At 69.7% G+C, this 13228-nt stretch carries 5 protein-coding genes and 2 pseudogenes; 2 read left to right on the plus strand and 5 right to left on the minus strand.

Going from position 1 to position 13228, the window contains the following annotated elements; genetic code table 11:
• Positions 1–796: 796 nt before the first annotated feature.
• From ABGB06_RS36460 to ABGB06_RS36470, 3 genes and pseudogenes are all read right to left on the minus strand, one after another.
• Positions 797–2158 (minus strand): cellulose binding domain-containing protein, encoded by a 1362-nt coding sequence (locus ABGB06_RS36460; RefSeq protein ID WP_347598917.1) that lies wholly within the window; start codon positions 2156–2158, stop codon positions 797–799.
• A 230-nt stretch (positions 2159–2388) separates the two neighbouring features.
• Positions 2389–2769 (minus strand): annotated as a pseudogene (locus tag ABGB06_RS36465) (RICIN domain-containing protein); the annotation flags it as partial.
• Between the two features lie 192 nt (positions 2770–2961).
• A pseudogene (locus ABGB06_RS36470) lies at positions 2962–3597 on the minus strand (dienelactone hydrolase family protein); the annotation flags it as partial.
• 772 nt (positions 3598–4369) lie between these two features.
• On the opposite strand from ABGB06_RS36470, the gene ABGB06_RS36475 reads away from it, so the two are divergent.
• Entirely contained in the window at positions 4370–6679 is a 2310-nt protein-coding gene (locus tag ABGB06_RS36475) for an RICIN domain-containing protein (RefSeq protein WP_347598920.1), read from the plus strand.
• A 202-nt stretch (positions 6680–6881) separates the two neighbouring features.
• Here the strand turns inward: ABGB06_RS36475 and ABGB06_RS36480 are convergent, their stop codons facing one another.
• Positions 6882–7946 carry a glycosyl hydrolase gene (locus ABGB06_RS36480; RefSeq protein WP_347598923.1) on the minus strand — a complete coding sequence of 355 codons (1065 nt, stop codon included), beginning with the start codon at positions 7944–7946 and terminating at the stop codon, positions 6882–6884.
• A 175-nt stretch (positions 7947–8121) separates the two neighbouring features.
• Entirely contained in the window at positions 8122–10452 is a 2331-nt protein-coding gene (locus tag ABGB06_RS36485; RefSeq protein WP_347598935.1) for a SpoIIE family protein phosphatase, read from the minus strand.
• Positions 10453–11041: 589 nt separating this feature from the next.
• On the opposite strand from ABGB06_RS36485, the gene ABGB06_RS36490 reads away from it, so the two are divergent.
• A complete protein-coding gene (locus tag ABGB06_RS36490) occupies positions 11042–13105 on the plus strand; it encodes a glycosyl hydrolase (RefSeq protein ID WP_347598926.1) in 2064 nt (687 codons plus the stop codon).
• Positions 13106–13228 lie beyond the last annotated feature (123 nt).

Raw genomic sequence — 13228 nt, forward strand, 5'->3', positions numbered from 1 at the left:
ACTTCGGCAGGCTGCCGTCGGGATTGCGATGCTCCTCGGCCACCGCCGCACTCGAGCGCCTGTCCGAGGACGCCGCAGGCGACGACACCTCCTGGGAGTTCATCCAGGAATAGGGCCCACCGCGCGGAGGCGGTGCCAGAGCCGCTTGTCTCTGCACCGCCTCCGCGCCCGTCCGAGCGGAAGAAGAGATCATGACCCGTGCGACACGAAGCTGTGCCGCAGCTCCCGAGGCGTCAAAGGTCTCCGGATCGATGCCCTCCGCCCTGCCCAGCGCCGCCGGAAGGCCCTGCGCACGTTGGCGGCGTCGAGCGGCGTTCCCGCCGGGTGGTGAAGACGAGCCCGGCGGTGACGCCGGTGATCGGTTCTCCGGCCTGCGCGGCGCCGCCATCGCCGGATGGTGGCCTTGTCGCGTCGGGCGAGGTCGAACCCGCGTGGGCCGCCGAGCAGATGCAGGAACGGGATCCCGTGCCTGCCCGCCCAGGCAAAGAGCCCGGGGACGTCGAGACCGCACAGCGATGCTGTACAGGCAGACCGGCCCAGGGCCGTTCGCCGGGCCTCGCAGTCGAAGAGGATGATCGGTTCGGCCGGACGGCCGGGCGAGTCCAGCAGCCGGTAGACCTCCGGTGCCTCAGTTCCGGGGACGGTCCGGCACCAGGAGGTGAGCTGTCCAGGTCCGAAGTGGGGCGGGGCGTCGGCCCGGCTGGTGGGGCCGGGCCGACGGGTGTTTCGTTGTCTGGTCGCCGCGGGTGTGACGTCGCCGCGGGTTGCGGAGGGGGACGGGGTGTGGCGCCTGTTCTCAGGCGGTGGCGCAGGTGCTGTCGTTGAGGGTGAAGGTGGTGGGTGTGGTGTTCGTGCTGCCCCGGCTGGCGATGAAGCCGAGGGTGGCGGAGCCGCCGGTTGGGATGGTGTTGTTGTAGGCGGCGGGGGTGACGCTTACCGCGGCGCCGTTCTGGGTGGGAGTGCCGCCCCACATGTTGTTGATGGTCTGGCCGCTGGTGAAGGTGAAGCCCAGTTCCCAGTCGCTGATCGCGGCGGTACCGGTGTTGCGGATGGTGATCTCGCCCTGGAAACCGTTCCCCCAGTCCCCCACTGCCCGGTACCCGACGGAGCAGGTGCCCGGCGTCTCACCGCCGGTGGTCGTGACGGCCACGGTGCCCGAGCGTTCGGATCGGTTACCAGCCGCGTCCTTGGCATAGACCGCGAAGGCGTAGGAGGTGTTCGCGGTCAGCCCGGACACGGTGACCTGGCGGGAGACCGAGCTGGCGACCCGCGTCTCGGTGCCGCCGTCGACACGGACAACGTCGTAGCCGGAGACCCCCACATTGTCCGTGGACGCAGCCCAGCTGAGGGTGGCCGCGGTGCCGGTCACCGCGGAGGCGGTGGGGGCACCGGGGGTGGTGGGCGCCTCGGCATCGGGGGCACCGCTGCTGTCGAGGGCAGCGGTCAGGGCGGGATACCAGCGACTTTCCAGTTTCTGGATGCCGGTGGTCTCGTTGGGGTGCACGCCATCGGTGGTATCTGTGGCCGTGTCGAAGCCGGTCCACTGGTCGACCACGGTGATCGGTGACCGCTCGGTGCTGTTCGCGCTCGCCCAGCCGGGGATGGCGTTGTTGAGGTTGACCGCACCCTGGGCGCAGTCGGCGCAGCCGGTGGGATTCATGGCCGGTATCTGCGCGACGATGAGCTGCACGTCCGGGTTGTTGGCGCGCATCTGGCCGAGCAGTGTTGTGTAGGCGTTGAGGATGGTGGATGTGGGCAGGTGGCCCCAGACGTCGTTGGTGCCGAGCATCATCATCACGATGTCCGGGTCGGTGGCGGACAGCCAGCCGGGGAGCTGGTTGTCTCTCACGATGCCGGTGGCCTGGAAGCCGCCGTGTCCTTCGTTGTCGATGTCGAAGGAGCCCTGACAGTAGGGGTTCTGCTGGGTGCCGACGAAGTCGACGTCGGTGTAACCGGTGGTCTGCAGGTGCTGCCACAGGAGAGCACGCCAGCAGCCGTTGTTGCCGGTGATGGAGTCGCCCAGCAGCATGACCCGGGTGGAGGTGGCTGCCGCGGCGGGCTGGGCTGCGAGGCCGGTGCCGGCGGCCGTCAGCAGGGCGACCAGAAGGATCAGGAGCTGGCCGAGTCGCTTGGATCGGCTCAGGGGTGAGGTGGGCATGGAGGCTCCATGGAGGTCGGAGGGGGTGGCGGCTTGCGTGGGGGAGGGGGGCGGTTGTTGTCAGATGGTGGTGCAGGTTGTCACCAGCGCTCCGACGACGCCGAAGGTCGCGCCCGGCTCGGCGGCGTTCCCCAGCCCCGGACCTCCGCCCGGGTGAGGAAGGGGCCTGACCGGGCCACAGGCTCCGGTCAGGCCCGAGCTGCGGACGAGGCCCCGGCGCTGAAGGGCTCTTATGCGTGAGTCCACCGCTGGTTGGGCCCGCCGTTGCAGTTCCACAGGACCAGTTGGGTGCCGTTCGCGGTTCCGGCGTTGTACGCGTCCAGGCACAGGCCGGAGCGGGTGCTGGTGATCGTGCCGTTCGCGTTGAGGGCCCATCGTTGGTTCGCGCCGCCGTGGCAGTCCCAGATGATGACCCGTGTTCCGGCGGTGGTCGCCGAGGCCTCGGCGTCCAGGCACTTGTTTCCGTACACCCGCAGCTCCCCGGCGCTGGTGAGTGTCCAATGCTGGTTGGGCTGGCCCGAGCAGTCCCACAGCTGTACCTGCGTCCCGTTGGTCTGCGAGCTGTTCGGGACGTCCACGCAGCGGCCGGACTGGGCGCCGACGATCGGGCCCTCGTCCGTCGGCGGCGGCGTCGATCCGCCCGGTTCGTACGGGCAGGTGTTCCCGTACCGGGAGACGCCGGTGGAGTCCGCCAGTCCCGGGCACAGGAACTGGGTGTAGCGGGTGTCGTTGTCGAGGAAGATCTTGAGCCAGGGGATCATGCGCCGCGTCACATTGGAGTTGCCCCAGGTGGGGAATCCGTGGCCGCCGCTGGAGAGTTCGACGAAGGCGCCCTCGGTGGTGGTGGGCAGGGTGGCGTAGAGCCGGTCGAGGGAGGCCGGCGTGACGGTGCCGTCGTCCCGGGCGCCCATGATCATCGTCGGGACCTGAACGCCGGACAGGTCCTGTGAGAACGAGGCGGGCGCGAACGGGACGGCCGCCTTCAGCGACGGCCGCCGCTGGGCCGCGCTGATGGCGCCGCCGCCGCCCATGGAGTGACCCATCACGCCGAGCCGCTGGGGATCAACCCGGTCGCGCACCGGGCTGCGCTGGGTGAGGTAGTCCAGCGCGGCCAGGAGTTGGGTGCCGCGGGCGGTGTCCCAGTCGGTGGGGGTGTTGGTGTTGATGCCGATGGCGACGAACCCGAAGGACGCGATCCAGTGGCCCATCCAGGCGCCCTCGGCCTCCCAGCTGGCCGTATAGCCGGGCACGACCGCGACCGCGCCCCAGGTGCCCAGGCTGGTGTCGGTGGGGTAGTAGATCCTCCCGCCGTTGAAGCCGTTGCCGGACGGCACACTGATCTCGGCCGTGGCGAACGTTCCTCGCTGGGCCGCGACGCTGCTTACCGTGGGATCCGGGCCCCGCTGGTACGGGTTGTCCTCGGCTGACACCGCCGGCATTGCGACCAGGATGCTGATCAGGCTGATCACGGCGGTGACGAGCGCGGCCAGGGTCGTTCTCCGCCGGGGTCTGGCCCCGCTGGGTCTGGTTCTCCCGGAGGGCTGGCTGTCGGTTAGTTGTGATCGCAAATGATCCTCCTTGTGTGGGGCGTGTCCTCGACGCGCCGGGACAACGGATGGCCCCCAGGGGACGCGACCATGACAAGCCGAGCCCTGCGCGACCCCAGAATCGCGCCACCCATGGGGGAAAGTGGTGGGTTACGGGACCGGGGCGTCGCCCGGTCCGGGCGTGAGAGGTTCCGTCGCGATGCGTGCGGCTCGTCGTCGCGACGCCGGAGAGACCGTCGAGGTTCTTCCGGTTCTGTTGACAATTGGGGACGCTACTGAGACGTCGCGGCATGCGGCAAGCCATCAAGTTCGCCAGCTTCTCCGGGCCTCGCAAAAGGGCTCTGAGCAGCGTCTATGACGTAACGACCGTCGCCACTCCCAGGTGGGGAGCAGTCGAAGCACTGGCGCGAACGCGTCGTATGAAGGACTGGCCAACCGCGGTTCTGCGTCAGGAACTCACTTGATCAAACAGATAAACACGTTTAGCTCTGCACGCGTCTTGCCGCCCCGCCAGGTCCGGCTCTAGCCTCACATCTCCGGGAGCGCTCCCACACACCCTCTCCACAACAAGGTCCCACCCGCGCTCGCCCGAGTGAATCGATTCATCCACGTCTCCAGAAGCGAGCCCGCACGTCGTTACCCGCCCATCCGAAGGAGCCGCACAATGATCGTCCACAGTTTGCGAAGATCCCGCGGGCCCGTCGCGTTCCTGCTGACGGCGTTGCTGGCCGTCGTCTCGCTGGTAGTCCTCCCCACGCCTCGGGCACACGCCGCGGTCATCGACACCAGCGCGTCCTACGTGCTGGTCAACCGGCTCAGCGGCAAGGCGATGGCGGTGAGTAACGCGGACACCGCCGACGGGGCGTCGATCGTTCAGTGGTCGCGCGACGACAGCACCGCGCAGCAGTGGCAGTTCGTCGACTCCGGTAGCGGCTACTACCGCCTCAAGTCCGTGAACAGCGGCAAGGTGCTGGACGTCGAAGCCGCGTCCACGGCGGATGGCGCCAATCTCGTCCAGTGGTCCGACGGCAACGGCGCCAACCAGCAGTTCCGCGTCGTGGACACCGACAGCGGCTACGTGCAGCTGATCAACCGCAGCAGCGGCAAGGCCCTGGACGTCTGGGAGCGGTCCACCGCCGACGGCGCCCGGATCTCCCAGTACACCGACAACGACGGCACCAACCAACAGTGGCAGCTCGTCCCGGTCGAGGGCGAGGATCCCGATCCGCCCACGGGTGACGCCAAGCAGATGGAGGACCTCAACCGGGGCCTGACCTCGGTGCGTTCCGGCAGCGGGAACCTGGTGTCCTGGCGGCTGCTCGGCACCGAGAGCTACGACACGGCGTTCAACGTCTACCGCAACGGCACCCGGGTCAACGCCTCGCCGATCACCGACTCCACCAACTACCTGGACAACGGCGCCCCCGCCGACGCCACCTACACCGTGCGCGCGGTGGTGGACGGCGTCGAACAGCCGGACTCCGAGAGCTCGCTGCGCTTCACCGGCGGCAGCTACCTCGACGTGCCGTTGCAGTCCCCCGGCTCCGGCTACACCCCCGTCGAGGCCAGCCCGGGCGACGTGGACGGCGACGGCCAGTACGAGCTGATCGTGAAGTGGGACCCGGACAACGCCAAGGACAACTCCCAGTCCGGCGTCACGGGAAACGTATTCCTTGACGCCTACCGGCTCGACGGCCAGCGGCTGTGGCGCATCGACCTGGGCCGCAACATCCGGGCCGGCGCCCACTACACGCAGTTCCAGGTCTACGACTACGACGGCGACGGACGCGCCGAGGTCGCGGCCAAGACCGCCGACGGCACCCGCGACGGACAGGGCACGGTCATCGGCAACGCCAGCGCCGACCACCGCAACTCCAGCGGCTACATCCTGGCCGGCCCCGAGTACCTGACCATGTTCAACGGCCTGACCGGCGCCGCCATGTCCACCGTGAACTACGACCCGCCGCGCGGCAACGTCTCCTCCTGGGGCGACGACTACGGCAACCGGGCCGACCGTTTCCTGGCCGGCACCGCCTACCTCGACGGCGAACGCCCGTCGCTGATCATGGCCCGCGGCTACTACACCCGGGCCGTCATCGCCGCCTGGGACTTCCGCAACGGGCAGCTGGTCAAGCGCTGGACGTTCGACTCCAACGCCTCGGGCAACGGCGCCGCCTACGGCCAGGGCAACCACCAGCTGTCCATCGCCGACGTGGACGCCGACGGACGACAGGAGATCGTCTACGGCTCCGCCACCATCGACGACAACGGCACCCTGATGTACGCCACCGGCTACGGCCACGGCGACGCCCTGCACGTCGGCGACTTCGTGCCCGACCGCTCGGGCCTTGAGGTCTTCACCATCCACGAGGCGAGCAACCAGCCGGGATCCGACCTGCACGACGCCGACACGGGACAGGTCATCCACCGCACCCCCACCAGCGGCTCGGAAGGCCCAGGACGTGGTGTGGCCGGCGACATCTACGCCGGCAACCCGGGCGCGGAGTTCTGGGGATCGGGCCCGAACATGTCCAACCTGCGCAACGCCTCCGGCGGCAACGTCGGCCGCAACCCCTCCTCCGCGAACTTCCTCGCCTGGTGGGACGCCGACCCCGTCCGCGAGCTCCTGAACGGCACCACGATCGACAAGTACGGCACCGGCGGCGACACCAGGCTGCTGACCGGCAGCGGCGTCGCCTCCAGCAACGGCACCAAGTCCACCCCCGTCCTGTCCGGCGACCTCTTCGGCGACTGGCGCGAGGAGGTCATCTGGCGCCACTCCAACAACAACGCCCTGCGCATCTACGCCACCACCACGCCCACCACCACCAAACTGCACACCCTGGCCCATGACGCCCAGTACCGCGTCGCCCTCGCCTGGCAGAACACCGCCTACAACCAGCCGCCCCACCCCAGCTACTTCCTCGGCTCCGGCATGACCCCCCCCCCCCAACCCAACATCTACCTGCGCTGACGGCACCCCGCCCCAGTCCGGGAGGAAGCAGCACCTTCCGCCGGCCGGCCGGGCAGATCCGTCCGGCCGGCCTTCATCGTTGTCAGGTCCTCGCCTGACGGCAGTCATCGCGGGAAGTGCTGCCGGAGACCGCCACGCCCAGAGGGCGTGGCGGTCTCCGGGCGCCGGGCGTGGCCTGGCGGGGGAGGTGGGACGGCTCGTGTCAGGACAGGTCGGGGACCTCGTCGCGGGTAATGACGTAGTCGTGGTTGTAGACCTTGGCGAGATGCTCGACGGAGTTGCTCACCGTCAGATGCTCGCCGTGCCAGGTATTGAACAGCACCCAGGCGGCTCCCTCCGGCTGAAGGAGGTCGGGATCGGGGATGGGCCCGTTCTCATGGAGCGCGATCGGGATGGCGTCGCCGGCGATCGAGCGGGTCCGGTCGTACAACGCCTTGAGCGGGTCATGGTTGTGGTCGCCCGCGTAGGTGTCGGCGCCGGTGATGTCCGTGTACTGCGGGCCTGGGTAGAAGGCGCCGTCGGGCTCGCCGTTGAACCCGTGCAGCCAGACGAGGTTGTTCAGGCCCTTGGTGTCCGTGAAGTAGTCGAACATGAACTGCCACAGGCGGTTGTACTGGCCGCCTCCTTCCATGCTCCACCAGAACCAGGTGCCGCCGGCCTCGTGGAACGGACGCCAGATGACGGCGACGCCGGCGTCGGCGCACTGCTGGAGTTGGGCGGCGGCGCCGTCGAGGCGCTCGATCCACGACGCGTACTCGGCGGTTCCGGGTGTGAGGACGGCGTCGATGGGGACCGCTATCTGGGTGCCCTCGTACGTGTCGGGGTGGGTGGGTGCGCCCATGTGGTAGCCGACCATCGGAATGCCGCCGGCCTGCCACCACGCGATGGCGCGCGAGGCGTAGTCCGGGGAGTCACCCTTGTCGAGGCCGCGGATGGCGGGGTACTTCCCGGTGTTGTTGTAGATGTGGTTCATCTCGTACTCCGGGCCGCCGATCCAGGTGGATTCCTGCTGGCCGGAGAGGATGTGGTTGCGGTATTGGCTGGTAACGAAGTCCAGCACGTTGCGCGCCTGGGGCGTCGCGTTGGGGTTCACGGGCTCCGCGCGGAGGCCCGCGCCGGCGGCTCGGGAACCGGCGGCGTTGGTGGGGGTGGTGGGGGTGGACGCGGCGGACCGGGTGGTGGCGACGGTGCCCGCGACAGCGGCGGCGGCCACGGGTGCGGCACCCAACGTGAGGGCGCGGCGGCGGCTGATCCCGTGGGCGGTCATGAGCGGCTCCTGATGTAGACGATTGTGACGTTGCAGCCCCGCTTACCCGGAGGACTCTAGAGAGCCTCGCCCGTGCCTTCAAGACATCGCACGCGGGTCATGTGTGGCGCCCCCTGAGCGTTCGTGCAACCGCGCCACTCGTTGTGCCGTCCCGTCGAGCACGGTGTGTCGCCGCTCAGAGCGCGGGACGCGTGGCTGCGGTGAGGGGCTGTTCGGTCCAGATGGTCTTGCCATGTTGGAGGTAGCGGCTGCCCCAGCGGGTGGTGAGCTGAGCGACCAGGAACAGGCCGCGGCCGCCTTCGTCGGTGGTGCGGGCTCGGCGGAGGCGGGGTTGGGTGTTGCTGGAGTCGGTGACCTCGCAGATCAGCACCTTCTCGCGGACGAGGCGCAGGCCGACCGGGCCGCCGGCGTGACGGACGGCGTTGGTGACCAGTTCGCTGACGACCAGCTCGGTGCTGAAGACCAGTTCGTCCAGGCCCCAGCGGGCCAGCTGATGGGCGGTCGCCTGCCGGGCGTCGGCGACCACGGCCGGGTCCGCGGGAAACTCCCAGCTGGCGGTGTGCTCCGTGGGAATGGCGCGGGTGCGGGCGAGGAGCAGGGCGATGTCGTCGCGGGGCGGGGCGAAGCCGGTGTCGGCCAGGAGCGCGCGGCCGGTATCGTCCACGTCCCGGTCGGGGCGGCACAGCCCGGCGAGGCTGCCCGCCAGCCACCGGATGCCGGCGTCGAGATCGTGGTCGTCGCGTGTGATCAGCCCGTCGGTGTACAGGGCGAGGACGCTGCCGGGGTCAAGCTCGAGCGTGGTGGTCTCGAACGGCATTCCTCCGACGCCGAGGGGCGGGCCGGGGGAGATGTCGATCGCCGTTGTGGTGCCGTCGGGCCGGACCACGATGGGTGGGAGGTGTCCGGCGCTGGCGAGAGTGCAGCGGCGGGTGACCGGGTCGTAGACGGCATACAGGCAGGTGGCGCCGATGGTGTCCCGTTGTCCGGGGGGTGCCTCGCCGGCGAGTTGCTGGACGAGGCCGTCGAGGTGCGTGAGGAGTTCGGTGGGGTCGAGCTCCAGGTCGGCCAGGGTGTGGACGGCGGTGCGCAGGCGGCCCATGGTGGCGGTGGCGGGCAGGCCGTGGCCGATCACGTCACCCACGACGAAGGCCACCCGGAGGGCGGGCAGGGGGATGACGTCGAACCAGTCACCGCTGATCTCGGCCCCGCCGGCGGCGGGCCGATACAGGCCCGCGGTCTCCGCCGCCGGGGTGTCGGGGGTGGCGGCGGGGAGCAGGCGTTGCTGCAGGGCGGCGGCTACCCGGTGCTCGCGGGTGTAGCGGCGGGCGTTGTCCACGCTGAGTGCGGCCCGCGAGGCGATCTCCGCGAGCAGGTCTGCGTCCTGCTGTTCGAAGCGTTCGGCCTGCTCGGTACGCAACACCGTGACTGTGCCGAGCAGCAGGCCACGGGCGAACAGCGCGGTCCCCACCATCGACTGCCCGTGCTCGGGGATGAACAGCCGCACCACTTCCGGGTTGCCCTCGACCGCGGCGAGCACGCTCGCGCGGTCGGGCAGGAGGAAGGTCTCACCGCGCTGCAACGCCCGCAGGCGGGCCGAGTCCGGTAGCGGTGGGAGCACCGCGCCCGCCGGGGGGAGGGACGCAGGCCACACGCCGGTGGACGAGGCCACGGCCACCTGGCGCAGGTGCTGCTCCCCCCCGCCGAGGATCTTCGGGGGCTCGTTCCCCTCGAGTACGGCCTCGGCGAGGTGCACCGACGCCAGGTCTCCGAAGGCGGGGACGAGGGCGTCCGCCAGGTCCTGGGCGGTGCGCGTGACGTCGAGGGAACCACCGATCCGGGTGGCGGCCTCGTGCGTCAGGTCCAGGCGTCGGCGGGCCCGCCGACGCTCGGTGGCATCGGTGATCACCGCGGCGACACCCGTGGGGCGGCCCGCCTCGTCTTCGAGCCGGAAGGCGGACAGGGACACGGCCCGCACTCGTCCGGACATGTGCGGTGACCGCGCCTGCTCTCGATCGATCACCGGCACGCCGGTGTCCAGCACCTGGCGCAGCACCGCCTCGGCGTCCTCGGCGTCCCGGCTGGAGAGGACCTCGCGCAGCCGGCCGCCGACCACCGGCCTCGGGCCGCCGAACATGTCGGGGGTGACGTTGGTCCGCACCACGGTCAGGTCCGTGTCGTGGATGCCGACGCCGATCCGGTCCTGGGCGAGCAGCGCGCGCAGGAAGGCCGTGCCTTGTTCCCAGTCGGTCACCTGCTGGGTGGGAGCTGCCAGGAGTAGCCACTCTGAGCGGTCGTCCAGCCGCAGCGCGTGGAAGGTGACCTCGACCGTCCGGCCGGAGCGGTGCCTGAGCACCGCCTGTCCCGCCGCGGGCATCCCAGCCGCGCAGCGCGTGGCGCGACGATCCCGGTCCGGTGTGTCGGCGAGCAGCCGTCCGATCGGCCGCCCACAGACCTCTGCGGCAGTCCGGCCAAGCAGCTCCGCGGCCGTACGGGACCACCGCACCACGACGGCCTCGCCGTCGACCAGCGCGGACGCGATGCCGCCGAGCGCAATCGCCTCGCTCTGTCGTGATCGCTGGAGGCGTGCATCATGCTCCTCGCCGGGGGGTGGAGCTCCCTGCATGCATCCATTATGAGGGGATATGCCCGTGTGGTCAGTGACTCGGCATCGCCGGCCGATGTGGGCCACCCCGGAGGTGCGGCATTCGGGGCTGCCCGTGCCGGGGGCCTCGCGCTCGGAGCGGCGGAATGCCGTCGGCCCGTCGCACCGGCGTCGGTGAGTCGGGGCTCCTGCGCGTGGCGGTGGCGCGGGTGCGGTCGGCGTCGTTCCCCCTGGTCCCGGACCTCCAGGTGGGCCACCAGGGAGGCGTTGCTTGCGGGGTGGCGTTCAGGCGGTGGGCCAGCCCCGCGCCGGTCAGGCCGGGATCGACATGGACGGAGGTCAGCAGGGCGCGGCCCGGGCACCCGTACGGCACGGGTTGGCGGCGTGATCTTGCAACGTTGAAATTAACATCGCCAAGTTACTTCACTGATCTAAGTAAGTCCCCTATAGTCCTTCTGCCACCACCACTCAGCTCCCCGCAGAGGAGAGGCGTATGAAGAAACCACGCAGAGCCGCAGGGCTTGGTGGGCGGTTGACCGCCGTGGCGGCGGTCGGCACCTTGGTGGTCAGTCTGTTCGCCACGCTCACCGCGACAGCGGCACCGGCCGTTCCGGGGGAGTCGCGGCCCCAGACCCGCACGGTGGAGATCGCCGACCCGCGGGCGACGGACGAGACCCGCTCCCTCTTCTCCTACCTGCGGGATCAGCGGGGGAGCGGCATTCTCTTCGGTCACCAGCAGACCACCGAGTTCGGTGTCACGATCGGTGAGGCCGACGGCGTCAGGTCCGACGTGCTGGCGGGCGTCGGCGATCACCCGGCGGTGTTCGGCTGGGACATGAGCGACGAGGGCTACGGGTCCTCACCCGGCACACCGGAGGAGAAGTTCGCCACCTTCGTGGAGCTGATCCAGGACGCGCACCGCATCGGTGGGATCAACACCATCAGCGCCCACATGAACAACTTCGTCACCGGCGGCAACTACGGTGACACCAACGGCGACGTCGTCGAGCGCATCCTGCCAGGAGGCGACCACAACGACGAGTTCACTGCCTACCTCGACCGCGTCGCACGGCTCGCCCACGCCATCACGGATGACGAGGGAGATCCCATCCCGGTCATCTTCCGCCCGTTCCACGAGAACAGCGGCTCTTGGTTCTGGTGGGGCGCCGCCCACGCCTCGCCCTCCCAGTACATCGAGCTGTGGCGCTACACGGTCGAGTACCTGCGCGACACCAGGGATGTACACAACTTGCTGTACGCGTACGGGCCCGGTGGCGGTTACGGGGGCATCGACGACGTCTACATGCGCACGTACCCGGGGGACGACTTCGTCGACGTCCTCGGCTACGACAACTACGACGGCACCGACGCCTCGCAGCAGTGGCGGGACGGCGTGGTGGCCGACCTCGGCATGATCGCCCGGATAGCCGAGGAGCGCGGCAAGGTCTCCGCCTTCACCGAGTTCGGCGAGAGCGGCGCCCTGAAGCCCAACGGCCAGAACGGCAACCTCCAGTGGTACACCCAGGTCCTGGACGCCATCACCGCCGACCCGGACGCCTCGTGCACCGCCTACATGATGACCTGGGCCAACTTCGGCACCGACCAGTACTTCGTTCCTTACCCGGCGCACGACGACCTGGCCGAGCACGAACTCCTGCCGGACTTCCGGGACTTCGAGGCGGATCCGGACACGGTTTTCAGCTCCGGCCTGGACCTGCGGGACGTCTTCGACCGACGGGTAGGCGCCGAGCGGCATGAGCCGTTCCTGCACGTGGTGTCACCCACCGACGGTGAGCGCGTCACCACCCCGACCACCACCGTCCGGGTCCGCGTCTCCGACGCCCGACCGCGGCAGGTGTACTACACGGTCGGCGACGACCCCACGCGGCACGAGCTGCGACTCGACGGCGCGACCGGGTACTACACCGGCACCTGGGACATCGGCGAGGCGAACCTCGACAACACCGTCACCGAGCTGCGCGTCCGCGCCGTCCTGCCCGGCCATCGGACACTCGGGGACGACTACCGCGTCATCCTCGGCGAGAAGCCGCCGCTGCCCCCCGGCGTCATGGACGACTTCGAGGGCCATGTCGACGACACCGCGCTGCGCTCCGAGTACAGCCCCTACGGCACCAACACGATCTCGCTCTCCCACGACCCGGTTGGGACGGGCGAGAACGCGCTGCGCTTCGACTACGACTTCGGATTCCAGGACTACACCGGCATCGGCAGACGCCTGGAGGGCGACTGGTCCGCCTTCGACACCTTCTCGCTGTGGCTCAAGCCGGACGGCTCCCAGCACAGGCTGGTGCTTCAGCTCGTCGCCGGCGGCGTCGCGTACGAGGCATATCCGTCCATGGCTGGCACCGAGGGCGGCACCGTGACGATTCCCTTCGCCGATTTCCGTCCCGCCCCCTGGGACACCGCCAACGCCGACCGGCGCGTCACCCCGGAAGACCTCGCCGACCTCTCCCAGTTCAACATCTTCATCAACCAGACGGAGAGCGGTACCACCACCGACGGCAGCTTCTACGTGGACGACCTGCACGCCAACTGAGAGACATCTCACGTGCCTAAGAAGTCAAGCCGCGACGGCTGGAACTGCTGAGAAGGAGGTGAATGCGCGATGCTCGTCGAAGTGCTGCCGGGTTTGCAGGCAGTGGTAGAGCTGGCCGAGCAG

Source organism: Streptomyces sp. B6B3 (assembly GCF_039871525.1).
Lineage (GTDB): Bacteria > Actinomycetota > Actinomycetes > Streptomycetales > Streptomycetaceae > Streptomyces.

What these genes read in the sequence shown, in the direction of transcription:
- ABGB06_RS36460 (WP_347598917.1), bottom strand. Translation starts at nt 2,158, where the DNA reads ATGCCCACCTCACCCCTGAGCCGATCCAAGCGACTCGGCCAGCTCCTG.
- ABGB06_RS36480 (WP_347598923.1), bottom strand. Translation starts at nt 7,946, where the DNA reads ATGACCGCCCACGGGATCAGCCGCCGCCGCGCCCTCACGTTGGGTGCC.
- ABGB06_RS36475 (WP_347598920.1), top strand. Translation starts at nt 4,370, where the DNA reads ATGATCGTCCACAGTTTGCGAAGATCCCGCGGGCCCGTCGCGTTCCTG.
- ABGB06_RS36490 (WP_347598926.1), top strand. Translation starts at nt 11,042, where the DNA reads ATGAAGAAACCACGCAGAGCCGCAGGGCTTGGTGGGCGGTTGACCGCC.